This window comes from Paraburkholderia sp. TE9906 (genome assembly GCF_056279605.1).
Genome location: NZ_JBWCCT010000004.1, coordinates 196,423 through 221,300, shown reverse-complemented (window position 1 = coordinate 221,300; position 24,878 = coordinate 196,423). Strand labels below are relative to the sequence as shown.

Annotated in this window: 24 protein-coding genes; 7 read left to right on the top strand and 17 right to left on the bottom strand. The window is 64.2% G+C overall.

Annotation, left to right across the window (positions count from 1 at the left end):
* Position 1 precedes the first annotated feature (1 nt).
* From ACZ9H4_RS11925 to ACZ9H4_RS11890, 8 genes are all read right to left on the bottom strand, one after another.
* Entirely contained in the window at positions 2-1,198 is a 1,197-nt protein-coding gene (locus ACZ9H4_RS11925) for a 5-(carboxyamino)imidazole ribonucleotide synthase (RefSeq protein WP_476119121.1), read from the bottom strand.
* 112 nt (positions 1,199-1,310) lie between these two features.
* Complete coding sequence (gene purE / locus ACZ9H4_RS11920) at positions 1,311-1,829, bottom strand: 5-(carboxyamino)imidazole ribonucleotide mutase (protein ID WP_121315613.1); 519 nt, start codon at positions 1,827-1,829, stop codon at positions 1,311-1,313.
* A gap of 51 nt (positions 1,830-1,880) precedes the next feature.
* Positions 1,881-2,771, bottom strand: a complete 891-nt coding sequence (locus tag ACZ9H4_RS11915; protein ID WP_476119119.1) for a phosphoribosylaminoimidazolesuccinocarboxamide synthase — start codon at positions 2,769-2,771, stop codon at positions 1,881-1,883.
* Between the two features lie 130 nt (positions 2,772-2,901).
* Positions 2,902-3,966: a class II fructose-bisphosphate aldolase gene (fba, locus tag ACZ9H4_RS11910; protein ID WP_476119117.1), complete on the bottom strand. Its 1,065-nt coding sequence runs from the start codon at positions 3,964-3,966 to the stop codon at positions 2,902-2,904.
* 219 nt (positions 3,967-4,185) lie between these two features.
* The gene (gene pyk / locus ACZ9H4_RS11905) at positions 4,186-5,622 is read right to left on the bottom strand and encodes a pyruvate kinase (protein WP_408140468.1); all 1,437 of its coding nucleotides are present in this window, start codon (positions 5,620-5,622) and stop codon (positions 4,186-4,188) included.
* Positions 5,623-6,043: 421 nt separating this feature from the next.
* Positions 6,044-7,237: a phosphoglycerate kinase gene (locus ACZ9H4_RS11900; RefSeq protein WP_408152378.1), complete on the bottom strand. Its 1,194-nt coding sequence runs from the start codon at positions 7,235-7,237 to the stop codon at positions 6,044-6,046.
* Positions 7,238-7,507: 270 nt separating this feature from the next.
* Entirely contained in the window at positions 7,508-7,834 is a 327-nt protein-coding gene (locus ACZ9H4_RS11895) for an AzlD domain-containing protein (RefSeq protein ID WP_408140464.1), read from the bottom strand.
* Positions 7,831-8,577, bottom strand: a complete 747-nt coding sequence (locus tag ACZ9H4_RS11890; RefSeq protein WP_476119114.1) for an AzlC family ABC transporter permease — start codon at positions 8,575-8,577, stop codon at positions 7,831-7,833. The genes ACZ9H4_RS11895 and ACZ9H4_RS11890 overlap by 4 nt, the downstream gene beginning before the upstream one ends.
* A gap of 222 nt (positions 8,578-8,799) precedes the next feature.
* Between ACZ9H4_RS11890 and ACZ9H4_RS11885 the strand changes: the two genes are divergently transcribed.
* The 6 genes from ACZ9H4_RS11885 (at position 8,800) to ACZ9H4_RS11860 (ending at position 13,777) form a co-directional block, all read left to right on the top strand.
* Entirely contained in the window at positions 8,800-9,723 is a 924-nt protein-coding gene (locus ACZ9H4_RS11885; protein ID WP_408140460.1) for a branched-chain amino acid transaminase, read from the top strand.
* A gap of 89 nt (positions 9,724-9,812) precedes the next feature.
* Positions 9,813-10,007, top strand: coding sequence for a zinc-finger domain-containing protein (locus ACZ9H4_RS11880; RefSeq protein WP_035548391.1), 195 nt, complete (start codon positions 9,813-9,815; stop codon positions 10,005-10,007).
* A gap of 387 nt (positions 10,008-10,394) precedes the next feature.
* Positions 10,395-11,420, top strand: coding sequence for a lipopolysaccharide heptosyltransferase II (gene waaF, locus ACZ9H4_RS11875; protein WP_408140458.1), 1,026 nt, complete (start codon positions 10,395-10,397; stop codon positions 11,418-11,420).
* Between the two features lie 182 nt (positions 11,421-11,602).
* Positions 11,603-12,049: a nuclear transport factor 2 family protein gene (locus ACZ9H4_RS11870; RefSeq protein WP_408140453.1), complete on the top strand. Its 447-nt coding sequence runs from the start codon at positions 11,603-11,605 to the stop codon at positions 12,047-12,049.
* Positions 12,050-12,123: 74 nt separating this feature from the next.
* Positions 12,124-13,194 (top strand): hydrolase, encoded by a 1,071-nt coding sequence (locus ACZ9H4_RS11865; RefSeq protein ID WP_408140452.1) that lies wholly within the window; start codon positions 12,124-12,126, stop codon positions 13,192-13,194.
* The gene (locus ACZ9H4_RS11860) at positions 13,187-13,777 is read left to right on the top strand and encodes a DUF2946 family protein (protein WP_408323551.1); all 591 of its coding nucleotides are present in this window, start codon (positions 13,187-13,189) and stop codon (positions 13,775-13,777) included. The genes ACZ9H4_RS11865 and ACZ9H4_RS11860 overlap by 8 nt, the downstream gene beginning before the upstream one ends.
* A gap of 81 nt (positions 13,778-13,858) precedes the next feature.
* Here the strand turns inward: ACZ9H4_RS11860 and ACZ9H4_RS11855 are convergent, their stop codons facing one another.
* Positions 13,859-15,568 (bottom strand): M48 family metalloprotease, encoded by a 1,710-nt coding sequence (locus ACZ9H4_RS11855; RefSeq protein ID WP_476119113.1) that lies wholly within the window; start codon positions 15,566-15,568, stop codon positions 13,859-13,861.
* Positions 15,569-15,712: 144 nt separating this feature from the next.
* Here ACZ9H4_RS11855 and moaC point away from each other — a divergent pair, with 144 nt between their 5' ends.
* The gene (moaC, locus tag ACZ9H4_RS11850) at positions 15,713-16,189 is read left to right on the top strand and encodes a cyclic pyranopterin monophosphate synthase MoaC (protein WP_408140446.1); all 477 of its coding nucleotides are present in this window, start codon (positions 15,713-15,715) and stop codon (positions 16,187-16,189) included.
* Positions 16,190-16,256: 67 nt separating this feature from the next.
* Here the strand turns inward: moaC and ACZ9H4_RS11845 are convergent, their stop codons facing one another.
* The 8 genes from ACZ9H4_RS11845 to recA form a co-directional block, all read right to left on the bottom strand.
* Positions 16,257-18,044: a PglL family O-oligosaccharyltransferase gene (locus tag ACZ9H4_RS11845; RefSeq protein ID WP_476119112.1), complete on the bottom strand. Its 1,788-nt coding sequence runs from the start codon at positions 18,042-18,044 to the stop codon at positions 16,257-16,259.
* Between the two features lie 148 nt (positions 18,045-18,192).
* On the bottom strand, positions 18,193-18,816 hold the full coding sequence (locus tag ACZ9H4_RS11840; RefSeq protein ID WP_476119111.1) for a pilin: 624 nt from the start codon (positions 18,814-18,816) through the stop codon (positions 18,193-18,195).
* Positions 18,817-18,994: 178 nt separating this feature from the next.
* Positions 18,995-19,699 carry a TerC family protein gene (locus tag ACZ9H4_RS11835; protein ID WP_476119110.1) on the bottom strand — a complete coding sequence of 235 codons (705 nt, stop codon included), beginning with the start codon at positions 19,697-19,699 and terminating at the stop codon, positions 18,995-18,997.
* A gap of 147 nt (positions 19,700-19,846) precedes the next feature.
* A complete protein-coding gene (gene sucD, locus ACZ9H4_RS11830) occupies positions 19,847-20,728 on the bottom strand; it encodes a succinate--CoA ligase subunit alpha (protein ID WP_228875199.1) in 882 nt (293 codons plus the stop codon).
* Between the two features lie 115 nt (positions 20,729-20,843).
* Positions 20,844-22,013: an ADP-forming succinate--CoA ligase subunit beta gene (sucC, locus tag ACZ9H4_RS11825; RefSeq protein WP_064268774.1), complete on the bottom strand. Its 1,170-nt coding sequence runs from the start codon at positions 22,011-22,013 to the stop codon at positions 20,844-20,846.
* Entirely contained in the window at positions 22,010-22,735 is a 726-nt protein-coding gene (locus ACZ9H4_RS11820) for a DUF2889 domain-containing protein (RefSeq protein WP_408140437.1), read from the bottom strand. Before ACZ9H4_RS11820 ends, sucC begins: the two co-directional genes overlap by 4 nt.
* 167 nt (positions 22,736-22,902) lie before the next feature.
* Positions 22,903-23,610: a recombination regulator RecX gene (gene recX / locus ACZ9H4_RS11815; protein WP_476119108.1), complete on the bottom strand. Its 708-nt coding sequence runs from the start codon at positions 23,608-23,610 to the stop codon at positions 22,903-22,905.
* Between the two features lie 7 nt (positions 23,611-23,617).
* The gene (gene recA, locus ACZ9H4_RS11810) at positions 23,618-24,694 is read right to left on the bottom strand and encodes a recombinase RecA (RefSeq protein WP_042321135.1); all 1,077 of its coding nucleotides are present in this window, start codon (positions 24,692-24,694) and stop codon (positions 23,618-23,620) included.
* Positions 24,695-24,878: the final 184 nt, after the last annotated feature.

Below are 24,878 nucleotides of genomic sequence, written 5' to 3'. Positions count from 1 at the left end.
GTCAGCTCGTGACGATGTGCAGAAGCCGCGCGCAATCGCGTGCAGCCGTGCGGGCTTCTTCGAGCGTTGCCGCCGTGAAGTTCACGTGACCCATCTTGCGGCCGCACCGCGCCTCCTCCTTGCCATAGAGGTGCAGACGCGCCGCCGGCATCGCCGCGACTTCGTGCCACGGCGGCGTGACCACCGCGCGCTTCGGACCGTCCGGGAACCACACGTCGCCGAGAATGTTCAACATCACCGCAGGCGAATGCTGGCGCGTGTCGCCGAGCGGCATGCCGGTCATTGCGCGCACCTGCTGTTCGAACTGGCTGGTCGCGCAGGCGTCGACGGTGTAATGGCCGGAGTTGTGCGGACGCGGCGCCATTTCGTTGGCCACCAGCGAACCGTCTTCGAGAATGAAGAACTCGACGCACAGCACACCGACGTAGCCGAGCTTGTCGGCGATCTGCAGCGCGGCCTGTTGCGCCTGCTCGACCAGCGTCGGGCTTGCGTCCGGCGCCGGCACGATGGTGTGCGACAGCACGCCGTCGCGGTGCGTGTTTTGCGCAAGCGGGTACACCACCGACGTGCCGCTCGACCCACGCGCGATCAACGCCGACACTTCGAACTTCAGCGGCAGGCGCTTTTCCAGCACGCAAGGCACGCCGCCGAGCGACGCATGCGCCTCGCGCACTTCCTCCGCGTTGCGCACGCGAATCTGGCCTTTGCCGTCGTAGCCCATGCGGGCGGTCTTGAGAATGCCGGGCAGCACGGCTTCGAGTTGGGCATCGTCGAGCCCGCTCAACGCGTCCGACGACTCGATCACCACGTGAGGCGCCACCGTCACGCCCGACGACGCGATAAAGCGCTTCTCGGCGATGCGGTCCTGAGCGACGGCAACGCAACGGCCCGCCGGACTCACGAAGGTGGTCTTCGCGAGAAAGTCGAGGCTCGCGGCCGGCACGTTCTCGAATTCGGTCGACACCGCTGCGCACAGCCGCGCGAGTTCGGTCAGCGACGCTTCGTCGTCATAGGCCGCGCGCAGATGGCGGTCGGCGACGGCGCCCGCCGGGCTGTTTTCGTCCGGGTCGAGCACGGCGACGCGGTAGCCCATCGCCTGGGCGGCAAAGCAGAACATGCGGCCGAGCTGGCCGCCACCGACCATGCCAAGCCATGCGCCGGGCAGAATCGGTGAAACCGGTGTGTTGTCTGGGTTCATCTTAGTGGTCGGTCGCGGCCGGATGCGCAGTTGTGTACACGGTCGTGCAACTGCAAACACCCGGCCGGGGGTCGGACGGGGGGACGTCTTAAAGCAATCAGCCGGTGCGCGATTACAGCGCCGGCAATACCATTGCGTGGGCCGCTTCGTTCTGCCGGACGCGGAACGCAGCCAGCTTTTCCGCATACTCGGTGCTAGTGCCGCTCAACAGCGACACCGCGAACAGCGCCGCATTGGCCGCGCCCGCTTCGCCGATTGCAAATGTCGCGACCGGCACGCCCTTGGGCATCTGCACGATCGAATGCAACGAATCGACGCCCTTCAGGTACTTGCTCGCAACCGGCACGCCGAGCACCGGCACCGTGGTCTTGGCGGCCAGCATGCCCGGCAGATGCGCTGCGCCGCCCGCACCGGCGATGATCGCGCGAATGCCGCGCTCACGCGCACTTTCAGCATAGGCGAACATTTCGTCCGGCATGCGGTGCGCGGACACGACCCTCGCTTCGTACGGCACGCCGAATTCCTGCAAAATCGCCACGGCGTTCTTCATGACTTCCCAGTCGGAACTGGAGCCCATCAGCACGCCGACGACCGGCGCGCCATGCGTATGGGCGGTTTGAGCTTCACTCATCTTTACGGCTTCCTTGTTTCCCGAACGGCGCTTCTGGTGACCCACGCGTGGTCAGGCGAGCTTGTGGCCGGTCAGGCGTTCGAGCGCTTCCTGGTATTTCTCGCCCGTCTTCGTGACCACGTCGTCCGGCAGCTTCGGCGCCGGCGGTTCTTTCTTCCAGTCCTGGGTTTCGAGCCAGTCGCGCACGAACTGCTTGTCGAACGACGGCGGGTTGGTGCCGACCTGATATTGATCGGCCGGCCAGAAGCGCGACGAATCCGCGGTCAGCGCCTCGTCCATCAGGTACAGCTTGCCGTGGTTGTCGAGACCGAATTCGAACTTCGTGTCCGCGATGATGATGCCGCGCGTCGCGGCATAGTCAGCGGCTTCCTTGTACAGCTTGATCGAGATGTCGCGGATCGTGGCCGACAGCTCGGTGCCGATGCGACGTTCCATCTCGTCGTACGTGATGTTTTCGTCGTGGTGGCCCATTTCGGCCTTGGCGGCCGGCGTGAAGATCGGCTCGGGCAGCTTCTGCGCGTTCTGCAGACCCGGCGATAATTCGACGCCGCACACCGAACCGGTTGCCTGGTAGTCTTTCCAGCCGCTGCCGGCCAGATAGCCGCGCACCACCGCTTCGACGAGGATCGGTTCGAGGCGCTTGACGACCACCGCACGGCCCTTGACCTGCTCGACTTCGTCCGCCGCGACCACGGATTCGGGCGCCACGCCCGTCAGGTGGTTCGGCACCACATGCTTCAGCTTTTCGAACCAGAAGTTCGCCATTTCGTTGAGCACGCGACCCTTATTCGGAATCGGCTCGCCCATGATGACGTCGAACGCCGACAGACGGTCGGTCGTGACGATCAGCAACTGGTCGTTGCCCACCGCATAGTTGTCGCGGACTTTACCGCGGCCGAGCAGCGGCAGCGAGCGGAGCGTGGATTCGTAGAGGGTAGACATCGTCGTGGTTCGCTAAAAGTGAGGCAAAAAGTGTGTGCGGAACAAAAGGGAAACGCCGTTCCCCGGATGATGCGGGAACGGCGATCGAACGACAACCTGGCCAAACGGCCAGGTGCAGAGCAGTTATAGCTTATCGGACGACTTGCGCAAGCTCGCCCGACTTGTACTTCTCCGCGATTTTATCAAGCGAAAGCGGCTTGATCTTGCCGGCCTGGCCTTCGCAGCCGAATTGCATGTAACGGTCGACACAGATTTTCATCGCCGCTTCGCGCGCCGGCTTCAGGTAATCGCGCGGATCGAACTTGCCCGGGTTGGTCACCATGTAGCGGCGAATCGCGCCGGTGATCGCCAGACGCAGGTCGGTGTCGATGTTGACCTTGCGCACGCCGTTACGGATGCCTTCCTGGATTTCCTCGACCGGCACGCCGTAGGTTTCCTTCATGTCGCCGCCGAATTCGCGGATTTCCGCGAGCAATTCCTGCGGCACCGACGACGAACCGTGCATCACGAGGTGCGTGTTCGGAATGCGCTGGTGGATTTCCTTGATGCGCTGGATCGACAGGATGTCGCCCGTGGGCTTCTTGCTGAACTTGTACGCGCCGTGCGACGTACCGATCGCGATCGCCAGTGCGTCGCACTGCGTCAGCTTGACGAAGTCGGCAGCCTGCTCCGGATCGGTCAGCAGTTGCTCGCGGGTCATCGTGCCTTCCGCGCCGTGGCCGTCTTCCTTGTCGCCCTTCATGGTTTCCAGCGAGCCGAGCACGCCCAGTTCCGCTTCCACCGTGATGCCGATCGAGTGAGCCGCTTCCCCGACCTTGCGCGACACCTCGACGTTGTACTCGTACGACGCGACGGTCTTGCCGTCGGCTTCCAGCGAACCGTCCATCATCACGCTGGTGAAACCGCTACGGATCGCCGCCATACAGACCGCCGGCGACTGCCCGTGGTCCTGGTGCATCACGACCGGAATATGCGGATACGACTCCACTGCCGCTTCGATCAGGTGGCGCAGAAACGGCTCGCCCGCGTACTTACGCGCGCCGGCGGAAGCCTGCATGATGACCGGGGCGTTGACCTTGTCGGCCGCCGCCATGATCGCCTGAACCTGCTCCAGATTGTTCACGTTGAATGCCGGAAGGCCATAACCGTTTTCGGCGGCATGGTCCAGCAGTTGACGCATTGATACGAGAGGCATGCTTAACTCCTTAGATTGAAACGAATTCTTGTGCCGTCGGCATCTTTTTGGGCGATTTTATCGCGAAGCAAGCCGCGTACCCTGTCGCACGGGTCTTAACGCGCCGAGCGGTCCTTGTCCGCTCAAGATGCGATTGAAGACGGTGCGCCGCCTCTCGCGGGGCATGCGGGCCTGCTTCGCTCAATCAAGCCTGTGCCGATCGAGCAATCTGCTGCCTGATCAGTACGGTTCTCCGACCCGCACGATTTTCAACGTATTGGTACCGCCGGCCTGCCCCATCGGTTCGCCGACGGTCAGCACCACCATGTCGCCGCGCGACGCGTAACCCTTGCTCACCACGGTCTCCAACGCCTGTTGCAACGCCGTGTCGCGGTCGGTGTTGGTGTCCAGATGCAGCGACGTCACGTTGCGGTACAGCGCCATCGCCCGTTCGCTGCCGACTCGCGGCGTGAGCGCGAAGATCGGCACGTGGGTCCAGTGACGCGACATCCACAGCGCGGTCGAGCCGGATTCGGTCAACGCCACGATCGCCTTCGCGCCCAGGTGATAGGCCGTGAAGAGCGCGCCCATCGCGATCGACTGGTCGATCCGGGTGAACGTGCGGTCGAGGAAATCGCGGTCCAGCTCCGACTGCTCCGACTTCTCGGCTTCCACGCAGATCGCGGCCATCGTCTCGATGGTTTGCACCGGATACTTGCCCGCTGCCGATTCCGCCGACAGCATCACCGCGTCCGTGCCGTCGAGCACCGCGTTCGCGACGTCCGACACTTCGGCGCGGGTCGGCACCGGTGCGTAGATCATCGACTCCATCATCTGGGTCGCGGTGATCACGAACTTGTTCGATTCGCGCGCCATACGGATCATCCGCTTTTGCAGCGCGGGGACTGCGGCATTCCCCACTTCCACGGCCAGATCGCCGCGCGCGACCATGATGCCGTCCGACGCGTCGAGGATGCCCTGCAGCGCCGGAATCGCTTCCGCGCGCTCGATCTTGGCGATCATCTTCGGCTTGATGCCGAACGGCGCGCCAGCGATATTCGCCAGCTGGCGGGCCATTTCCATGTCGGTCGCGTTCTTCGGAAACGACACCGCGACGTAATCGACGCTGAGCGACATCGCCGTGCGGATGTCCTCCATGTCTTTCGCAGTGAGCGCGGGCGCGGACAGGCCGCCGCCCTGGCGGTTGATGCCCTTGTTGTTCGAGAGCTCGCCGCCGATCTTCACGATCGTGTGGATTTCATTGCCGATCACGCGCGCGACGTTCAGCACGATCAGGCCGTCGTTGAGCAACAGCACGTCGCCCGACTTCAGGTCGCGCGGCAGATCCTTGTAGTCGAGACCGGCGCGTTGCTCGTTGCCGAGTTCACAGTCGGCGTCGAGGATGAACGGCTCGCCGGCGACCAGCGTGATCTTGCCGTTTTCGAATTTGCCGACGCGGATCTTCGGGCCTTGCAGGTCCGCCATGATGGCGACTTCACGGCCGGCCTGACGGGCCGCCTCGCGCACGAATTCGGCGCGCTGGCGGTGGTCGTCGGCCGTGCCGTGCGAGAAATTGAGCCGCACCACGTCCAACCCTGCCTGAATCATTTGCAGCAGGATTTCCGGCGTGTTGGAAGCCGGTCCGATGGTAGCGACAATCTTGGTGGCGCGATGCATGAGTCTCCTCGTCTGGATAGGATCGCTGGATAGAACGCTGCGAGTCGGATGCGGAGGCTGCGCACCGAAAGATGCTGACAGGGGTTGCGCGCCGGTTGAAACCAGCGTCGCTTTATAGGTTGCAGCGGTGTTCGATACCGGCACGGAGGGTGCCGGTGGAGGGACGGTCTCTTCAGCGGGGAGTTCCGCGGGCGGCGGCACGGATTGTCCACTGGACAGTTCCGCTGCGTCGCCGGCGGTGGTCAACGCCGCGAGCGCGAGAGACGAGCCGGATTCTTCTGTTGCGGCGGATGCCGCCGGAGTGGCGGCGGAGCGCGCCGCGCGCTCCCCTGCCGTCGCTGCCGCGGTATCGCGCGGCTGGCTGGCACGCTGGCCGCTACGCGCTTTCGCTGACTTTGCCGTTAGGGAGCGCGTCGCCACGTTAAGCCCGCGATTCCAGGACTTCGACCGCCGGCAGCTTCTTGCCTTCGAGGAACTCGAGGAAAGCGCCGCCGCCCGTCGAGATGTAGCTGACCTTGTCGTGGATGCCGTACTTGGCGATCGCCGCGAGCGTATCGCCGCCGCCTGCGATCGAGAACGCCGACGACCTGGCGATCGCGTCCGCCAGCGTCTTCGTGCCATTGCCGAACTGGTCGAATTCGAACACGCCGACCGGGCCGTTCCACACGATCGTGCCGGCCTTTTCCAGCTGCGCTGCGAGCAGCTTGGCCGTTTCCGGTCCGATGTCGAGGATCAGGTCGTCGTCCTGGACATCGGCGACGGCCTTGACTTCAGCCTTGGCTGTGGGCGAAAACTCCTTGGCCGTGACCACGTCGGTCGGGATCGGCACCGATGCGCCGCGCGCCTTGGCCGCGTCGATAATCGCTTTGGCTTCGTTCACCAGATCGGCTTCGGCGAGCGACTTGCCAATCTTCAGGCCGGCGGCCAGCATGAACGTATTCGCGATGCCGCCGCCGACGATCAGCTGATCGACCTTGTCGGCCAGCGACTTCAGAATGGTCAGCTTGGTCGACACCTTCGACCCGGCGACGATCGCCACGAGCGGGCGTTTCGGTGCGCCCAGCGCCTGGCCCAGCGCTTCGAGCTCAGCCGCCAGCAGCGGGCCGGCGCAGGCGACCGGCGCGTACTTCGCGATGCCGTGCGTGGTTGCTTCAGCGCGGTGCGCGGTGCCGAACGCGTCGTTCACGTAGACGTCGCAGAGCTTCGCCATTTTCTGCGCGAGCTCGTCGGAATCCTTCTTTTCGCCCTTGTTGACGCGGCAGTTTTCCAGCAGCACGACCGAGCCCGGCGCGACGTTCACGCCGTTGTCGACCCAGTTCGCGACCAGCGGCACGTCGCGGCCAAGCAGTTCGGCCAGACGCTTCGCGACCGGCGCGAGCGAGTCTTCCGGCTTGAAGTCGCCTTCGGTCGGGCGACCGAGGTGCGACGTGACCATCACGGCGGCGCCCGCGTCGAGGGCCGCCTTGATAGCCGGCACCGACGCGCGGATGCGGGTGTCTTCGGTGATGTTGCCTTGATCGTCCTGCGGCACGTTCAGATCGGCGCGGATGAACACGCGTTTGCCGGATAGCTTGCCTTCGGCGATCAGATCGGAGAGACGCAATACCTTGTTCATGGGCGTGTGTGTGCGAGTTGATGAGAAGGCGGTGGCGGACGGCGCGCAGGCGTCGAGCGCGGCGAATTCCAGCGCTGTGACACGGCAGCGGATCCACGTGATCGGGCGCCTGCGGCAGGGCCGCGGCTCTCGCGCTTACAGCAGCGCGCTCAACCCGGAAACTGGCATTTTAACTGATCCACACTCCCTTCTGACCCGCACGCAGGCGAATCTCGCGTATTTGGAGATAACTCCGTCCATGGCGCGGCGCAGCATTCGCCACCCGTCCTGTTATATGAAGATGCGCAATAGCGTGAACACAATCATCCCCGTGACGATCGTGCCGAGCATGGTGCGCCGCCACAAAAACCACCCGAGACCGGACAGCGTCGCGTAAAACTCGTGATTGGACGGCGCGAACGACAGAGCGCCGTCCGGCGTCGTCAGCACGTCGGGCAGCACCACGGCGGCCAGCGCCGCGGCCGGTGCGTAGCGCAGCATCCGCTGCACGCGCGCGGGCAGCACCGTGCGCTCCCCGCCGATCAGAAACATCGCGCGGGTCACCGCAGTGACGAAGGTCATGCCGAAAATGGCCAGCCAGACTTGCGTGGATGTCATCGGGAATCTCCGGCGCTGTTGCGGATACGGCGCAGATCGGCGTGCTCGACCATCAGGTCGGCGGCGCTGCCGGCGATGATCGCCGCGATTACCGCGAGCGGCAGCGCGAGCCGGTACGGCAGGTCGAAAGCGAGCAGCGACACGACCCCGGCGACGCCGACCGCGACCAGCGTGGAGCGCGTCGCGATCGCCGACACCATGATGGGCAGCAGGGCCAGCGTGCCCGCCAGTGCGAGCCCCCAATTGTCGGGAATCAGGCTCGCGAGCAGGATGCCGGCGATCGACGACACCTGCCAGGAGAGCCAGCTGCACACCGCCATGCCCCAAAAGTACGCCTCCTTGCCCGGCACGTAACCGGTCGGGAAGCTCTTTTTCTGGAACAGCAGATAGATCACGTCGCCGTTGAAATAGCCGAGCACGATGCGCCGCCACATCGACAGATAGGAGAAGTGCGGCGCGAGCCCGACGCTGAAGATCACGAACCGCGTGTTGACCATCGCCGCGGTGAGCAGCACGGTCCAGATCGGCAGCTTGGCGGCGAGCAGCGGCAGCACCGCCAGTTGCGACGAGCCCGCATAGCACAGCAGCGACATGCTGAGCGCCTGGGGCAGCGTGAGCACGGATTTGCTCATCGCGATACCGGTGACGAGCCCCCACGAGAAAATCGCCATCAGCGTGGGCGAGTAGTCGCGCGCGCCCTCACGGAAGGCACGACGATCGGTATCAGACAGACGAGCGAGCATGAGGCGAAACGAGCCGGCGCAAGGCGCCGCAACGAAGGGAAGTCGACGCCAGGTCGTCAGGCACCCGCTGGCGCATCCGGATGTGAATTATGCGTGTGCCGGATTATAGCGTCCCGGATGCGCCCAAATGCCCGTTCCGTGTGCAAAAGACGCTAAAATAACGCTCTTGGCTGCCCCTGACGCGCGTAGCCACACTTCACAACGCACCCGCTGGAGAATCGTATGTCAATGGCCGACCGCGACGGCAAGATCTGGATGGATGGCAAGCTCATCGACTGGCGCGACGCCAAAATCCATGTGCTCACCCACACGCTGCACTACGGCATGGGCGTTTTCGAAGGCGTACGCGCCTACAAGACGGCCGACGGCGGCACCGCGATTTTCCGTCTGCAGGAGCACACCAAGCGTCTGCTGAACTCCGCCAAGATTTTCCAGATGGACGTGCCGTTCGACCACGAAACGCTTGCCGCCGCGCAACGCGAAGTGGTCCGCGAGAACAAGCTCGAGTCCTGCTACCTGCGCCCGATCATCTGGGTCGGTTCGGAAAAGCTCGGCGTGTCGGCCAAGGGCAACACCATTCATGTGGCGATCGCCGCGTGGCCGTGGGGCGCATACCTCGGTGAAGACGGCATGACCAAGGGCATCCGCGTGAAGACGTCGTCGTTCACGCGCCATCACGTGAACGTGTCGATGGTCCGCGCCAAGGCGTCGGGCTGGTACGTGAACTCGATCCTCGCCAACCAGGAAGCGATCGCCGACGGCTACGACGAAGCGCTGCTGCTCGACGTCGACGGCTACGTGTCGGAAGGCTCGGGCGAGAACTTCTTCCTCGTGAACAACGGCAAGCTGTACACGCCGGACCTGTCGTCGTGCCTCGACGGCATCACGCGCGACACGGTCATCACGCTTGCGCGCGACGCCGGCATCCAGGTGATCGAAAAGCGCATCACGCGCGACGAGGTCTACACCTGCGACGAAGCGTTCTTCACCGGCACCGCGGCCGAAGTCACGCCGATCCGCGAGCTCGACAACCGCACGATCGGTTCGGGCGCGCGCGGCCCGATCACCGAGAAGCTGCAATCGGGCTTCTTCGACATCGTGAACGGCAAGAGCGACAAGTACGCGCACTGGCTGACCAAGATCTAACGCGCGCTGCGCCGATATCTCCGGGCCCGTTGCCCTTTCGGGCCGGCTACCGGCGCAACGCTCGCACCCTGCATACAACGAGAAAGCCCATGAGCGAAATCAAGGAAATGCCGCTGGTCGAACTGTCGGCAAAAGACCTGCCGGCGTACTGCCCGAATCCGGCCATGCCGCGCTGGAGCGCGCATCCGCGCGTCTTTATCGATGTCACGCACGGCGAAGCGCGTTGCCCGTACTGCAGCACGCGTTACAAGCTGCGCGACGGCGAAGTGGTCAGGGGTCATTGAACCTGGCGCATTGAGCGTTGGTTGCCGGCGGTGCTGGCTAGAGATGTCGTGTGCGGCTCGATGGGTGCGGGTTAATCGGTGTTTCAGGTCGCCCCGTCCTCCGCTTCGTCGTGTGTGGTTGGCTTGCTGACAGGCTGAGGATGATGCTGTCCGCCTTGTCGTCAGGCGGGCCGGGCGGGATTACACAGCAAACGCACACAACGCCGACGCGCACGCAAGCTCAAAGGCCAGCACGCTCCAACGGCGCCCCAAATCGGGCCGCCACCGCGGCGCCTCCGGCCAACCGGAAGCGCGCCACGCGGTTCGCGGCTTTTCCCTTTTCATCAATCCGAACGCTACGCGCATCGCGCGCGCGGCGTTTCGTTTCGACACCGGACACTCACTCTGATGCGTCGCGCGTTGGTTATCGCACCGAACTGGATCGGTGACGCATTGATGGCGCAGCCGCTGTTTGCGCGCCTCGTGAAATTGCATCCGCGCATCGTCATCGACGCGGTCGCGCCCTCGTGGGTCGCGCCCGTGCTCGAACGCATGCCGGAAATCCGCGACGTCTACGCCACCGACCTCGCGCACGGCAAGCTGCAAATGCTGCGCCGCTGGCAGCTGGCGAGCGATTTGCGCGACGTCGGCTACGACGCGGCCTATGTGCTGCCGAACTCGCTCAAGTCGGCGCTGGTTCCGTGGCTGGCGGGCATTCCGCTGCGCATCGGCTACACCGGCGAAAGCCGCTACGGCCTGCTGAACGTGCGGCACGCGAATCCGCGCAAGGACGAGCGCCCGCCGATGGTCGGCCAGTACGCCGCCCTCGCCTACGCGCCCGGCGCCAAGCTCCCCGACGACCTGCCGATGCCGCGCCTCGACACGGACCTGAACGAAGCGTCGCGCGTGTCGGCGCGTTTCAATCTGGACACGCGCGTGCCGCTGCTGGTGTTCTGCCCGGGCGCCGAGTACGGGCCGGCCAAGCGCTGGCCGCCCGAACACTTCGCCGCGCTCGCGCAGATGGTCGGCCAGTCGTTCCCGTACACGCAGATCGTCGCGCTCGGCTCGCCGAAAGACGCGCCGCTCGCCCAGGCGATCGCCGAGAAGGCACCGAACGTGCGCAACCTGTGCGGCCAGACCGCGCTCGGCGAAGCCTGCGCGCTGATCTCACGGGCCAACGCGGTCGTCACCAACGACTCCGGCCTGATGCACGTCGCCGCCGCGCTGCGCCGGCCGCTGGTGGCCGTGTACGGTTCGACCGATCCGCGCCACACCCCGCCCTTGTCGGAGCTTGCGAAGGTACAATGGCTTCATCTCGAATGCAGCCCCTGTTTCGAGCGCGAATGTCCGCTCGGGCATCTGAACTGCCTGAAGCAACTGAGCGCCGAACAGGTCTTCAGCGATTTGCGCGGCATGCTGCTCGCGCAACGCTGAACCGACTGATAGTCGACTTGGTACTTGCACGCAACACCGCACGCCCCCGTGTGCGTCGCGTCATGTTCGCGCCTTGCGGCACGGGCATGCTGACGCTCCGGGGCCGACAGGTCCGGTGCGCCGGACTGTCCCGCTGACCGCTGCCCCGCAACCGCGCGCCGCGCACAAGAGACTGACGAGCCATGCCACGTTTTGCCCATATCTTCGAAGCCGCCGCCGACACCCTGAACGCCTACTATCAGGCCGTCGCCGAGGTCAATATCGACAGTTTGATGGGCCTGTGGATCGATGAGGAGTTCGTCAGCTGCATCTGCGCCGACGGCTCGCACCTGCACGGTCTCGACAGCATTCGCGCCGGCTTGCAGAGCCAGCTCGAGGCCGCGCCCGTGTCGATCGAGCCGCTCGACATCCGCGTCTACGACAGTCTCGGCACCGTCGTCTATGCAATTGCCGAGGCGCATCGGCCAGCTGGTCCCACCGCCACGCCCGCGATGGTCTTCACGACTTACGTGATGGTCCACGAACGCGGCGAGTGGCGCATCGCGCACATTCACGCGAGCCCGATGCCGAACGAGGCCGCGAGCCAGTTCGCCACCAAGATGCGGCATGGTCAGGGCTCGCTGCACTGACGCACGCTTGCGGTTCAGTTTCAGGCACGGTTTCAGATTCAGATTCGCGCTTTATTTTTTGCTCCAACGCCGGCATGAGTTCGACGCACGATAAATCCGTTTCCTCCGGCACGGCCCAGGCCACGGTCGCGGCCGCCGTCGAGGCCACTGTCGAGCTGCTCTACCGTGCCCCGCTGTGGCTGCCGAACCGGCATGCGCAGACCATTGTCCCGTCGCTGTTCGCGCGCCGCCCGGCGGTGTCGTTTCGCCGCGAGCGCTGGGATACGCCCGACGGCGATTTCATCGATCTCGACTGGGTCGTGCCGGACGGCCAGCCCGCCGCGCCCCGTACGCCCGCCGCCGACGCCCCACTGTTCGTGCTGTTTCACGGCCTCGAAGGCAGTTCGGGTTCGCACTACGCGGCGACGTTGATGGCGGCCGCGCGCGACTACGGCTGGCACGGCGTCGTGCCGCACTTTCGCAGTTGCAGCGGCACGATGAACCGCCTGCCGCGCTTTTATCACCTCGCCGACAGCAACGAAGTCGACTGGGTGCTGCGCCGTTTGCGCGCCGCGCATCGCGGTCCGGTCGTGGCGGCGGGTGTGTCGCTGGGCGGCAATGTGCTGCTGCGCTGGCTCGGCGAACGGCGCGAGGACGCCGCGTCAGTGGTCGCGGCGGCGGCCGCGATTTCGACGCCGATCGACGTGCATGCCGGCGGCCGTGCATTGTCGCAGGGCTTCGGCCTCGTCTACACGCGCAGTTTCCTGAAGACGCTCAAGCAGAAGGCCGAGCAGAAGCTGGCCCAGTTTCCCGGCCTGTTCGACCGCGACGCGATGCTGGCGAGCCGCACCATGTACGAATTCGACAACGTGGTGACCGCGCCGCTGCACGGCTTTCGCGATACCGACGACTACTGGAGCAGCGCGACCACGCGGCCGCTATTACCGCACATTCAGGTGCCGACGCTGGTGCTCAATGCGCGCAACGACCCTTTCCTGCCGGCCGAGGCCCTGCCATCGCGGCATGAAGTCTCGGCGGCGGTGGAGCTCGACCAACCGAAGCATGGCGGCCACGCCGGCTTCATGACCGGACCGTTCCCGGGCCGCATCGACTGGCTGTCGCGGCGCGTGTTCGGCTACCTGGAGCGGCACGTCGATCATGGATGACATCGTCAAACAGGCTTTGGCCAAGTGGCCGAACGTGCCGAGCTGCACGGGCTGGCTGATGCTGGACCGGCGCGGCAACTGGCGTATGCGTGACGAAACGGCCCAGGCGAGCGGCTCGCCGGGCACGCCGATCCGGCATGAGGCACTGCTCGGCTTCATTAACCGGAACTACGGCGCCGACGAACACGGGCAGTGGTTTTTCCAGAATGGCCCGCAACGGGTCTACGTCGAGTTGGGTTACACGCCGTGGGTGGTGCGGTTGTCGGCGAACGCCGATGGGACGCTCGCGCTGCAGGACCAGGCAGGCGGCGCCTTTGAGCCCGCGGCTGCGTTTGTCGACGAAGAGGGCGGGATTCTGTTTGCCGACAGTGCCGACGGTGCCGACAATTCTGCGCACCCGAGAGTCGCGGTTCTGCACGATCACGATCTGGAAATCTTCTCCAATCACGCGACGCTCGCCGACGATTCGATGAGCGGCGAGTTCCACTGGAACAACGAGACCGTGTTGCCGCTGCAAGCGATACGGCGCGGCGAGGTCGCCACGCGCTTCGGGTTCGAGCCGAGTCCGGCGGCGAGGGTTTAGGTAGGTCCAGGGCTTGGCGCGCACGACGTTCGTGCCTCAGCCAGCGCGCACAGATGACACCGGACCCGCCTTAACCGCGAACTAGCTCTTCTCATCGAGCCGCTCTTCCTTGTAGCGGCTCTCCATTTCGTGCAGGCGCGCATCGACGGTCGCGAGATCGTAATAGCCGATCGTCTTCAGATCGCGCGCGTCCTTCAGTTGCCGGATCGCCGACGACCACGCGCCCTCCAGCGCGAACTTCTCCGCCATCGCCCGATGCTGCGTCAACGCATCGCCGCTGCCCGCGCTCGCCTGGGCGAGATACAGCCACCAGGCAGGCTGATCCGGGTGCGCGCGCGTTTCGTTCTGCGCGAGCGCCTGCGCGTCGGCGAAACGGTGCAAGGTCAGCAAGGTGCGGATGTGCATGTCGATCGCGGCATTCGACTGCGGCCAGCGCTTCTGCGCAAACTCCGCGAGACGCGCGGCTTCGTCGTTGCGGCCAGTACGCCGGGCGATGTCGGCGGCCAGCAGGTCGAGGCTCGGCGAACTGCGCGCGGGTTCGCCTTCGGTGCGCTCGCCGGTCGCGAATGCCGTACGCGAAGTCGCGAGTGACGCCACCGCGTCGTCATAACGGTCGAGCAGCATCTGTCCATACGCAATGCCGTACCAGTTCGCCGCGACGTTGACCGCGGTGCGGTCGTCGATCTCCGAGCGCAGGCGCGAAATTTCGTCCGCGTACTCGCTGCGCGAGCGGTCCTGCAGCAAACGCGCCCGTGCTCGCACGAAACCGTATTCGGGCGCCTGATGCGGCTGCCGGTAGGGCGCGCGGCGCGCGCGGTCTTCCATGTCCGCGATCCGCTCGCCGGTCAACGGATGCGTGCGCGCGTATGCGGGAACACCCGTGTCGCTCATCGCCGCGCGATCGAGCCGGCCGAAGAAGGTCACCATCGCGTACGGGTCGTAGCCCGCGCCGGCCAGCAGCAGAAAACCGACCCGGTCGGCCTCGTGCTCGGCGGAACGCGAAAAGCGCAACTGGTTGTCGACCGCATACGCCTGGCCGCCGATCGCAATTGCGCTGCCCAGGTCCCCGCTGTGCGCAAGCACGCCCGCCAGCACGCCGAACAGCAGGCCGGCGAGCGCGGCATAGCTGCTGCGCTCGCTGGCCGAGATCATCCGCGAGATGTGACGCTGCAACACGTGGCCCATTTCGTGACCCAGCACCGACGCCAGTTCGGACTCGGTCTGCGTCGCCGCGATCAAGCCGGTGTTCACACCGATGAACCCACCCGGCAGCGAAAACGCGTTGATCTGCGGATCGCGCACCGCGAACAGCTCGAAGTCCGGGCGATAGCCGCCGATATACAGCGCGCTCGCCGCCGCCGCGAGTTTGGCGGCCACCGAATTCAGGTAGTCGCGCACGAGCCAGTCGTCGAGATAGTCGGGGTCGCGGCGCACTTCGCGCATCACGCGCTCGCCGAGCTTGCGCTCGGCCTGCGGCGTCAACGCACCTGAGCCGCCGTTGCCGAGATCGGGCAATTGCTGGGTGGCGATCGGCGCGCGCAAACTGCTGTTCACACCGGCGTTGCCGGAGAGGCGGCTCTGCGCGCCGCCGTACACGCCGAACACGCCTTGCGCGATGTCGGGTGGCAAGAGCGGGTCGGCGTAGGCATCGGCCGGGCCGCTGATCAACGGCGATTCGGCCGGCTGCGCGTTGAGCGCGAGTTTCGGCGCGGCATGCGATTGCGCGAACGCGCCCGGCGGCGCCGCGAGCGCGACAGACAACAACGCAGCAAGAAACCGTTTCAGACGCATCGCGAGGTCGATAACGAAGTCGGAAAGCGACGCCCGCGGCTCGGACTAAGATAGCGGGCACAGGGCAATTGTAATCAGTCGATGCGGTGATCCGGGTGGGTTGCGTCGCACTGCTATGATAGGCGCCCTCTGAAGGAGCCAACCATGCCTGAACTCACTCATTTCGACGCCGCGGGCCAAGCGCATATGGTGGACGTCGGCGGCAAGCAGGAGACCAAGCGCATCGCTGTCGCGCGCGGCTCGATCCGCATGCTGCTGCAGACGTTCGCGCTGATCCGCGACGGCAACGCCAAAAAGGGCGACGTGATCGGCATTGCGCGCATTGCGGCGATTCAAGGCTCGAAGCGCACCGCCGATCTGATCCCGCTTTGTCACCCGCTCGCGCTGACGCGCGTAAAAGTGGACTTCGAACTCGATGAAACGCTACCTGGCGTGCACTGCACGGTTCAGGTGGAAACGCTTGGCCGAACGGGTGTGGAGATGGAAGCGCTGACCGCCGTACAGGTGGGGCTGCTGACGGTGTACGACATGTGCAAGGCGGTGGATCGCGGCATGACGATCACCGACGTGCGCGTGCTGGAGAAGCACGGCGGAAAGTCTGGGGATTGGGTAGCGGGTTGACGGCGGCTTACGCCATCAAGCCCCTTCCCCCTGACGCTTTGATTCTTTGCGACGGACGCGACCGGCGTCACTCCTCGTCGCTCTCGTCGTCGTCCTGATTGACGTCGGACGACGGCATGCCATAGCGCTTGACGAGTTCCGCCTTGAAGGCGGCCAGCGACTTGTGCTCATCGGTCAACTGGTACAGATAACCCAGTTGCGACGGCCAGTCCTTCAACTCCTCGGCAAAAATCTTCAGGCGTTCGACGGTGTCGAGCGCCGCCGCCGTATCTCCGCTCAGCGCCTGCAGCACCGCATAGCGTCGTAATACGGTTTCGCCCGGCAGCAGCGCAATGGCCTGCCTGTGCATCGCGAGCTTGCGTTGCAGGTCGACCGAATTCATCGGCTGCAACGTCGCAAGGCCGTACTCGCCCCACGCCCGGAACAGGAACGACGGCGCCGCCGTGTATTGCTCCGCCGGCCGCGAGCCGTAATACAGCACCTCCGCGCGCGCATAGTCGCGATATACCGGATAGAGCGCGGCCAGCCCGCCGAACACCACCACAGCAAACGCGCCGAACGACAAACGTGCGGGCACGAGCCGCAGCGGGCGCGTTTCGAGCAAGCCGAACACGAACATCGCCGGCAACAGGAAGAACATGTACTGCTGCGGATATTCGACCAGCGCATGCATCGTCAGCACGCCAATCAGCGCGATGCCGAACACGCGCGTCGCGCTTTGCGGGGCACGCACCACGCGCACCAGCCAGGCGACGAGCCCGAGCAGCACGATCGCTACGCCGATCAGGCCGGTCTTCGCAAGCAGATCGATGAAGATGTCGTGCGAATTATTGGCGATCTCGACGCCGCCGAGCGTCCTCACCAGTTCGTACTGGTAGCTCGGAAATTCGCCCCAACCGACGCCCAGCAGCGGATGGGTCCTGAACATCGTCCAGCCGTACTTCCACAGCGCGAGGCGCGGCGCGATCTGACCGGCGTCCTTGAAGCGGTCCGCCGCCGACTGTCCGAGCTCCAGGTGATAGTGCACATTGGCCCAGCGGATCAGCGCATTGACCACGAAGAACAGCACGGCGAGAGCGATCGGGATGAGCCACTCACGGTTGCTGCGGCGTAGCAGCGGTTCGCTGCGAACCTGCGCGAACGCCATCCAGAAACCCGCAACGACGATCACCCCCATCTGTAGCCACGGGCCGCGCGAAACGGTCAGCGCCAGTCCCGCCGCGAAGATCGTCGATACGAGCAGCCAGATGCCGACGGCCAGCCGCCGCGTCTGCACGAGGAACAGCGCGCCCGCCATTGCGAACGCGATATAGGTGGCGAGGTGGTTCGCCTGCGCCATATTGCCGAACGGCCGGCGTTCGACCGTCACGTTATACGCAACGACGAACGGCGCCACGCGCGTCTCCAGGTGAAAGAGCTGGATCACCTGACTGAACACCGCGAACAACCCACCCACGATCAGCGCGCCAGCCGCCCAGCGCAATGCCGTCTCGTCGAGCTTGGCGCGCGAAAAACCGTAGCCGGCATGAACCGCCATGAACCCCGCGAGCAGGAACCCGCCGCCGAGCCAGTTCATTGAGGGTTGCGCGACCGGCAGCAGCACCGCTTGCGCGACCAGCACCAGTCCGAACAGCAACGGCACCAGCGCGACCGTCGGCGAGGCGAACGTAATGCGTGGTCTCGCCGTCGCCATCAGCAGCACGACACCTGCACCGGTCAGCAGATACAGCGCGAGCGCGGTGAACTCAGCGTAGAAGGTCGGAATCGGGTACGTATGGTTGGCGACCGCATACGGCAGCACCAACGCGAGAGCCAACAGAATGAGAGAAAGGTAGCGCGCAAATGGGGTGGGCATCGAGTAACCGGTAGGGCGTCAAGCAACCGGCGCACTATACAAAAAATTCCTTGCGCTGTGCGCCGGCCCGGCCGAAATATGCCGAAAATCACCCTTTTACGTGCGCTCCGCCTTCATGCGGCAAGCGTTGGCCGAATCACGCGCTCACTCACGAGCGGCATTCCGGCGGTGCGAGATTCGACGCCAGCGTGGGCGCCTCCGCAGGTGCGGGTCCCGCGCCCGGCGCCGGCAACGAAGACGCCGTTTTGCCGCTCGTGAAGCACTCCCACGTCAGCGCGCCGGCTTGCACCGAATCCTTGGGCAACGCGACCCGCGCGGTCGGTGCGTCCGCATTGTCGGGCACCGACGGCACCAGCGTGAGCGTGTTCGAACCGGCGGGCGCGACGCGCGTCGTGAAGGCGATCGTAATCTGACCGGTGTCGTCGTCGACCCGGATGGACTCCACGTTGCGGGTCGCGGGCGGCGACGCGTAACCGCCGCTGAACGCATTGCCGCTCGCGGCGTTTTCGGCGACCGCGAGCCGCGCGGACGAGGCAAGTGACAGGCCTTCGCCCACCCGGCTGCGAGCCAGATAGTCCTGGTGCGCGGGAATCGCATAGGCCGCGATCACACCGACGATCGCCAGCACGATCATCAGTTCGATCAGCGTGAAGCCGACGCCGAAGCGGCGGCAAACGCGCGCGAGCCGCGCGGACCAGGCCGCTCGCCCAAACAGGGAGCGCGCGGCAAGCGAGGACTGGCAATAAGGGGAATACGGCAAGGTAACGATCATCGGCAGGCTCCTGAAACGAAAAACGCCTGGCCCTCGAATCGGGGACAGGCGTTTCAATCGTAGCCAGCGACGCTCCCGGCCCACAGTCAGCCGAACGGCTAACGTTGCGCTCAAGCGCTATAGCAGCGGCGAGTTCTGGTTCAGGTTCCAGCACATGCGCACATGCGGCCCGTGCGCCTCACGCCGCCGCACGATTGGCATTGCGACGCTTTAACAGGTAGCCAAGGATCACGACGAACAACGCTCCCGCGATGTTCATCCCGTATTCGGCGGCGGGCGTGTCGAGAATCGGCCAACGGTCGCCGGCCGGGTCGTTGATGATCAGGCCGCCAGCGATCCAGCCCAACAAAGCAGCACCGAGCAGGATGATGATCGGGAAACGGTCGAGCAGCTTGAGGACGATCTGGCTACCCCACACGATCAGTGGAATGCTCACCACCAGGCCGAAAATCACCAGCGCGAGGCGATGCTGTTCATCGGCCGCTTCGGCGGCGCCCGCAATGGCGATCACGTTATCGAGGCTCATCACCGCATCCGCGACGATGATGGTTTTGATCGCCGACATCAGCCGGTCGGCCGGCTTGATGCTCTCATGCGGGTCGTGCGCGGGCGCCATCAGACGCACGCCGATCCACAGCAGCAACAGCCCGCCCGTGAACTTCAGCAGCGGCACGTCGAGCAGCACGACGGCGAACGCGATCAGCGCCACTCGCAGCACGATCGCCCCCGCCGTGCCCCACAGCACGCCGCGTATGCGTTGCGCGGGCGGCAGATTGCGGCAGGCCAGGGCGATCACGACGGCGTTATCGCCACCCAGCAGGATGTCGATGACGATGATCTGGAAGACCGCGCCCCAATGGAGGGTGGTGAGGAACTCGAGCATGAGAAGAAGAATAAGAAAAAATCTGCCGCGCGGACAATAAAAAAGCGGGGGAGCCTAAAACTCCCCCGCTTTTCGGGACCGCCCGCTCACGAAAGGACTTCGTAAGCGTAACAAAAAACGCGCCATAACAGCACGCGAATTTTGCTTTTACAGCATCGCCTTCAGAAGACGCGCCATTTCCGACGGGTTCTTCGTGACCTTGATGCCGCACGCGTCCATGATTTCCAGCTTCGCTTCAGCCGTATCCGCACCGCCCGAGATCAGCGCGCCGGCATGGCCCATGCGCTTGCCCGGAGGCGCCGTGACGCCCGCGATGAAGCCAACCACCGGCTTCTTCATGTTGTCCTTGATCCACTCAGCGGCGTTCGCTTCGTCCGGACCGCCGATTTCGCCGATCATGATGACGGCGTCCGTATCCGGATCGTCGTTGAACATCTTCATCACGTCGATGTGCTTCAGACCGTTGATCGGGTCGCCGCCGATACCGACTGCCGACGATTGGCCGAGGCCAATCGCCGTCAACTGGCCGACTGCTTCATACGTCAGCGTGCCCGAACGCGACACGACGCCGATACGGCCCTTGCGGTGGATGTGACCCGGCATGATGCCGATCTTCAGTTCGTCCGGCGTGATCGTGCCCGGGCAGTTCGGTCCGAGCAGCAGCGTCTTGCTGTTCTTTGCGCGCATGCGTGCCTTGAGCTCGATCATGTCACGGACAGGAATGCCTTCCGTGATACAGATCGCGAGGTCCAGGTCGGCTTCGACCGCTTCCCAGATTGCCGCAGCAGCGCCTGCCGGCGGAACGTAAATCACCGACACGGTCGCGCCCGTTTCAGCCTTGGCTTCCGCGACGCTAGCGTAGATAGGAATGCCTTCGAAATCTTCGCCGGCCTTCTTCGGGTTCACGCCTGCAACGTACGCTTCGCGGCCGTTTGCATATTCACGGCAAGCACGCGTGTGGAACTGACCGGTCTTGCCGGTGATGCCCTGCGTGATGACCTTGGTGTCTTTGTTAATCAGAATCGACATGTATAAACCTCTGTTCGTTTGGCGTCATGCGGTTGCGCCGCGAGGCGGAATGTTCTCGCCCGCGTCGCTCGCACGCCGCCATTCGTAATCCTGGTAAACGCGCTTGGGGTTTGGCTTACGCCTTGCCCGCAGCGGCCGCGACGACCTTCTGAGCCGCTTCTTCCATGCTGTCCGCCGCGATGATCGGCAGACCGGATTCGGCGAGCATCTTCTTGCCCAGGTCTTCGTTCGTGCCCTTCATGCGGACCACGAGCGGCACCTTCAGCGACACGGCCTTCGACGCCGCGATCACGCCTTCCGCGATCACGTCGCAGCGCATGATGCCGCCGAAAATGTTGACCAGAATCGCGGTCAGGTTCGGGTTCTTCAGCATGATCTTGAACGCTTCCGTGACCTTCTCGGTCGTGGCGCCACCGCCCACGTCGAGGAAGTTCGCCGGTTCGCCGCCGAACAGCTTGATGGTGTCCATCGTTGCCATTGCGAGGCCAGCGCCGTTCACGAGGCAGCCGATGTTGCCGTCGAGCGAGATGTATGCGAGGTCGAACTTCGATGCTTCGACTTCAGCCGGATCTTCTTCGTCCAGATCGCGGTACGCGACGATTTCCGGATGACGGAACAGTGCGTTCGAATCGAAGTTGAACTTGGCGTCGAGCGCGATGACCTTGCCGTCGCCGGTCAGGATCAGCGGGTTGATTTCGGCCAGCGATGCGTCGGTTTCCCAGAATGCCTTGTACAGGCCTTGCAGGATCGCGCGCGCTTGCGGCAGCGAAGCGGCGGGCACGCCGATCTTCGTTGCGAGTTCGTCGGCTTCAGCATCCTTCAGACCGGTCGCCGGGTCGACGGCGATCTTGTGGATCAGCTCAGGCGTCTTTTCCGCGACTTCCTCGACGTCCATGCCGCCTTCGCTCGATGCCATCACGACGATCTTCTGCGAAACGCGATCGATCACGAGGCCGACATACAGTTCCTTCTTGATGTCAGCGCCTTCTTCGATCAGCAGACGGTTCACCTTCTGGCCTTCCGGACCGGTCTGGTGCGTGACGAGCTGCATGCCGAGGATCTGGTTCGAGTATTCGCGAACCTGTTCCAGCGACTTGGCGACCTTCACGCCGCCGCCCTTGCCACGGCCACCCGCGTGGATCTGAGCCTTCACGACCCATACCGGGCCGCCGAGCTCTTCCGCGGCCTTGACCGCATCATCCACCGAGAAGACCGGCTTGCCGCGCGGTACCGCGACGCCGAATTTCCGCAGGATTTCCTTACCCTGGTACTCGTGAATCTTCATGCGTGATTCCCTTCAGTCTGAGAGTTGGATTGAACTTCGTTTCCGCTGCCGTCGTTCATGCCGGACGCGTTGCCGCCCTCGCCTGACGATGCCGCGCGATCCACTGAATGCGGTGCGTGGCCATACCAGCGCGGATAAAACTGTTGCACCGCCTCGCCGTCGAAACGCAGCGCGTGGCAGCGTCCCAGCTGGAATGGCGGTTTGTCGTTGGAATGCTCGCCTGTGCTGTTAGACGATTCGTCTCCTGAACCTGCGCTCGCGCCTCGCGTGCCGCCATTGGAGTCACCGGTGTTCCACACGTCGCCGGCGAATGCCTGAATCGCGGCGGTCGGCAGAATCGCACACAGCTCGGTGAGATGCGTGCAACCGGCCGTGCCGCCGAGCAAACGGGCAGCATCGCGACGGAAATTGTGCTGGAGATTGAGCCCGATGAGGGCACGGTAGGCGGGATTGCTGACTTGGCACAAACCAGGATAGGGCACCCAGTCGGACGACGCCTCGGCGTCGACGACATTGAGCTTGCGATCGATGGTGATGCGAAGCCAGAGTTCATGGATCGGCTGACCATTGGGCCGGACGCCCGACGCAAGCGCCACATCGCGTGGTTTTTCGTCGGTCAAGCACGCTTCCACATCCCACAGGCCATCGGCTCGCTCATAGGCTTCCGCTCTGATTGCGCGACGATGGCGCAACTGACGGGACACTGGCGGGGAAAGCGGCATGCGGGAAGGAAAGGCCGGATTGGAAAACCCACGAATTTTAGCATACTGGGTATTTGAGACAGGTTGGAATCCGCAAGGACGGGCAGCGAGGCTGGGCGCCTATCTCGAAGGAAATGGGTGTGAGGCCGGAAGGGGCGGCCCAAAAACGATGCCCGAAGTCAACGCGGCTATTCGCCGCCCCACTCCTCGTCGAGGCCTTTGAGGATTTTGCCGATCGTGGCGCCCGAAAAACCGCGCGCCGCCAGAAATCGCGTCTGCTTGGCCCGCTCGGCGGGCGTCTCGGGAAGCTGGCCGAACTTTTTGCGCCAGACGGCCTGAGCACGCACGAGTTCGGTCTCACGCAATTGCGCGCTGGCTTCTTCGACGAGTGTCTGGTCGAGCGCGTGCTGCTTCAGTTCGCCGAGAATCCGGTTCGCGCCCAGCCGCGACGAGCGACGATGAACCAGGCTTTCCGCGAAACGCGAGTCGGACAGCCAGTTTTCGGCCTCCAGCGCGTCGAGCACCGTGTCGAGCGAATCGCTTTCTTCAACGAATGGCTTCAGTTTGCGTGCGAGTTCGGCGCGACTGTATTCGCGGCGCGACAGATAGCCGAGCGCGCGCCCTTTCAGCGAACGTGCCGGACGTTGGGATTTTTTTGCTTCATCTTGCCCCGGTCTCGCTTCGCCAGGTGTGCGACGCGAACGGGTGTAGGTGGTCTCGGAAGGGTCCGAGGTTGAGGACTGCGAGGGTTCAGACTGCGCGCGCTGCTGGCCGTGGCCCGCAGCGCGGTCGTGTGCGTCGAACGATTCGAATGGATCGAACGGATCGTCGCCTTCATCGCGCGGGCCGGCCGAATGGCGTCCGCCATCGGACAACGGTCGGCCCTTGCGTATCACTTGATGCTTACTCTTCTTCGTCCGCGACTTCAGCGCCTGCGCCGGTCACGGCTTCCGCCATTGCATTGACGCCCAGCGATTCGCGGATACGGTTTTCGATCTCGCGAGCGATGTCCGGATTTTCACGCAGGAATTCGCGCGCGTTATCCTTGCCCTGACCAATCCGCTCGCCGCTGTAGCTGTACCAGGCACCGGCCTTGTCGACGATCTTGGCCTGTACACCCAGGTCGATGATTTCGCCCTGGCGCGAAATACCTTCGCCGTACAGAATGTCGAAAATCGCTTCGCGGAACGGGGGCGACACCTTGTTCTTGACGACCTTCACACGCGTTTCATTGCCGATCACTTCGTCGTTCTTCTTGATCGAACCGATCCGGCGAATGTCCAGACGCACCGATGCGTAGAACTTCAGCGCGTTGCCGCCCGTGGTGGTTTCCGGGTTGCCGAACATCACGCCGATCTTCATGCGGATCTGGTTGATGAAGATCACGAGACAGTTCGTGCGCTTGATCGTGCCGGTGAGCTTGCGCAGCGCTTGCGACATCAGACGCGCTTGCAGACCCGGCAGCGAGTCGCCCATTTCGCCTTCGATTTCAGCCTTCGGCACGAGTGCCGCGACCGAGTCGATCACGATCATGTCGATCGAGCCCGAACGCACCAGCGCGTCGGCGATTTCGAGCGCCTGTTCGCCGGTGTCCGGCTGCGAAACCAGCAGGTCGTTCACGTTCACGCCAAGCTTGCCCGCGTACTGGATGTCCAGCGCGTGTTCCGCGTCGATGAACGCCGCCGTGCCGCCGATCTTCTGCATTTCGGCGATGACCTGCAGCGTCAGCGTGGTTTTACCGGACGATTCCGGACCATAGATTTCGACCACACGGCCACGCGGCAAACCGCCGACGCCCAGCGCGATGTCGAGGCCGAGCGATCCGGTTGAAACCACCTGGATGTCTTCGACTACCTCACCTGCGCCGAGCCGCATGACCGACCCTTTGCCGAACTGCTTTTCGATCTGCGCGAGCGCGGCAGCCAGCGCCTTGCTCTTTTCAGCAGTCAGTCCAGCCGAGCCTTTCTTGCTTTCTTCCATGAATCGTCCTTTGCTATGATGAACGGCGTCTGAGGCAGGTGTACCGTCCATTTTTGAAGGACAGCACACGAAACCCAGACACTGTATAAAAAAACAGTAGTTTTGGCAAGTGCGATTCTCATGCGAACGCGCATTTTTACCGTCGCACTGCCCAAACTACCCACAATAATTTTCGGAGACCGCT

What these genes read in the sequence shown, in the direction of transcription:
- ACZ9H4_RS11890 (WP_476119114.1), bottom strand. Translation starts at nt 8,577, where the DNA reads ATGCTCGCTCGTCTGTCTGATACCGATCGTCGTGCCTTCCGTGAGGGC.
- ACZ9H4_RS11880 (WP_035548391.1), top strand. Translation starts at nt 9,813, where the DNA reads ATGAGCGAAATCAAGGAAATGCCGCTGGTCGAACTGTCGGCAAAAGAC.
- ACZ9H4_RS11900 (WP_408152378.1), bottom strand. Translation starts at nt 7,237, where the DNA reads ATGAACAAGGTATTGCGTCTCTCCGATCTGATCGCCGAAGGCAAGCTA.
- pyk (WP_408140468.1), bottom strand. Translation starts at nt 5,622, where the DNA reads ATGCATCGCGCCACCAAGATTGTCGCTACCATCGGACCGGCTTCCAAC.
- ACZ9H4_RS11925 (WP_476119121.1), bottom strand. Translation starts at nt 1,198, where the DNA reads ATGAACCCAGACAACACACCGGTTTCACCGATTCTGCCCGGCGCATGG.
- ACZ9H4_RS11895 (WP_408140464.1), bottom strand. Translation starts at nt 7,834, where the DNA reads ATGACATCCACGCAAGTCTGGCTGGCCATTTTCGGCATGACCTTCGTC.
- ACZ9H4_RS11860 (WP_408323551.1), top strand. Translation starts at nt 13,187, where the DNA reads ATGGATGACATCGTCAAACAGGCTTTGGCCAAGTGGCCGAACGTGCCG.
- fba (WP_476119117.1), bottom strand. Translation starts at nt 3,966, where the DNA reads ATGCCTCTCGTATCAATGCGTCAACTGCTGGACCATGCCGCCGAAAAC.
- ACZ9H4_RS11835 (WP_476119110.1), bottom strand. Translation starts at nt 19,699, where the DNA reads ATGCTCGAGTTCCTCACCACCCTCCATTGGGGCGCGGTCTTCCAGATC.
- ACZ9H4_RS11840 (WP_476119111.1), bottom strand. Translation starts at nt 18,816, where the DNA reads ATGATCGTTACCTTGCCGTATTCCCCTTATTGCCAGTCCTCGCTTGCC.
- purE (WP_121315613.1), bottom strand. Translation starts at nt 1,829, where the DNA reads ATGAGTGAAGCTCAAACCGCCCATACGCATGGCGCGCCGGTCGTCGGC.
- ACZ9H4_RS11845 (WP_476119112.1), bottom strand. Translation starts at nt 18,044, where the DNA reads ATGCCCACCCCATTTGCGCGCTACCTTTCTCTCATTCTGTTGGCTCTC.
- ACZ9H4_RS11870 (WP_408140453.1), top strand. Translation starts at nt 11,603, where the DNA reads ATGCCACGTTTTGCCCATATCTTCGAAGCCGCCGCCGACACCCTGAAC.
- ACZ9H4_RS11855 (WP_476119113.1), bottom strand. Translation starts at nt 15,568, where the DNA reads ATGCGTCTGAAACGGTTTCTTGCTGCGTTGTTGTCTGTCGCGCTCGCG.
- moaC (WP_408140446.1), top strand. Translation starts at nt 15,713, where the DNA reads ATGCCTGAACTCACTCATTTCGACGCCGCGGGCCAAGCGCATATGGTG.
- sucD (WP_228875199.1), bottom strand. Translation starts at nt 20,728, where the DNA reads ATGTCGATTCTGATTAACAAAGACACCAAGGTCATCACGCAGGGCATC.
- waaF (WP_408140458.1), top strand. Translation starts at nt 10,395, where the DNA reads ATGCGTCGCGCGTTGGTTATCGCACCGAACTGGATCGGTGACGCATTG.
- ACZ9H4_RS11915 (WP_476119119.1), bottom strand. Translation starts at nt 2,771, where the DNA reads ATGTCTACCCTCTACGAATCCACGCTCCGCTCGCTGCCGCTGCTCGGC.
- ACZ9H4_RS11820 (WP_408140437.1), bottom strand. Translation starts at nt 22,735, where the DNA reads ATGCCGCTTTCCCCGCCAGTGTCCCGTCAGTTGCGCCATCGTCGCGCA.
- recA (WP_042321135.1), bottom strand. Translation starts at nt 24,694, where the DNA reads ATGGAAGAAAGCAAGAAAGGCTCGGCTGGACTGACTGCTGAAAAGAGC.
- ACZ9H4_RS11885 (WP_408140460.1), top strand. Translation starts at nt 8,800, where the DNA reads ATGTCAATGGCCGACCGCGACGGCAAGATCTGGATGGATGGCAAGCTC.
- ACZ9H4_RS11865 (WP_408140452.1), top strand. Translation starts at nt 12,124, where the DNA reads ATGAGTTCGACGCACGATAAATCCGTTTCCTCCGGCACGGCCCAGGCC.
- sucC (WP_064268774.1), bottom strand. Translation starts at nt 22,013, where the DNA reads ATGAAGATTCACGAGTACCAGGGTAAGGAAATCCTGCGGAAATTCGGC.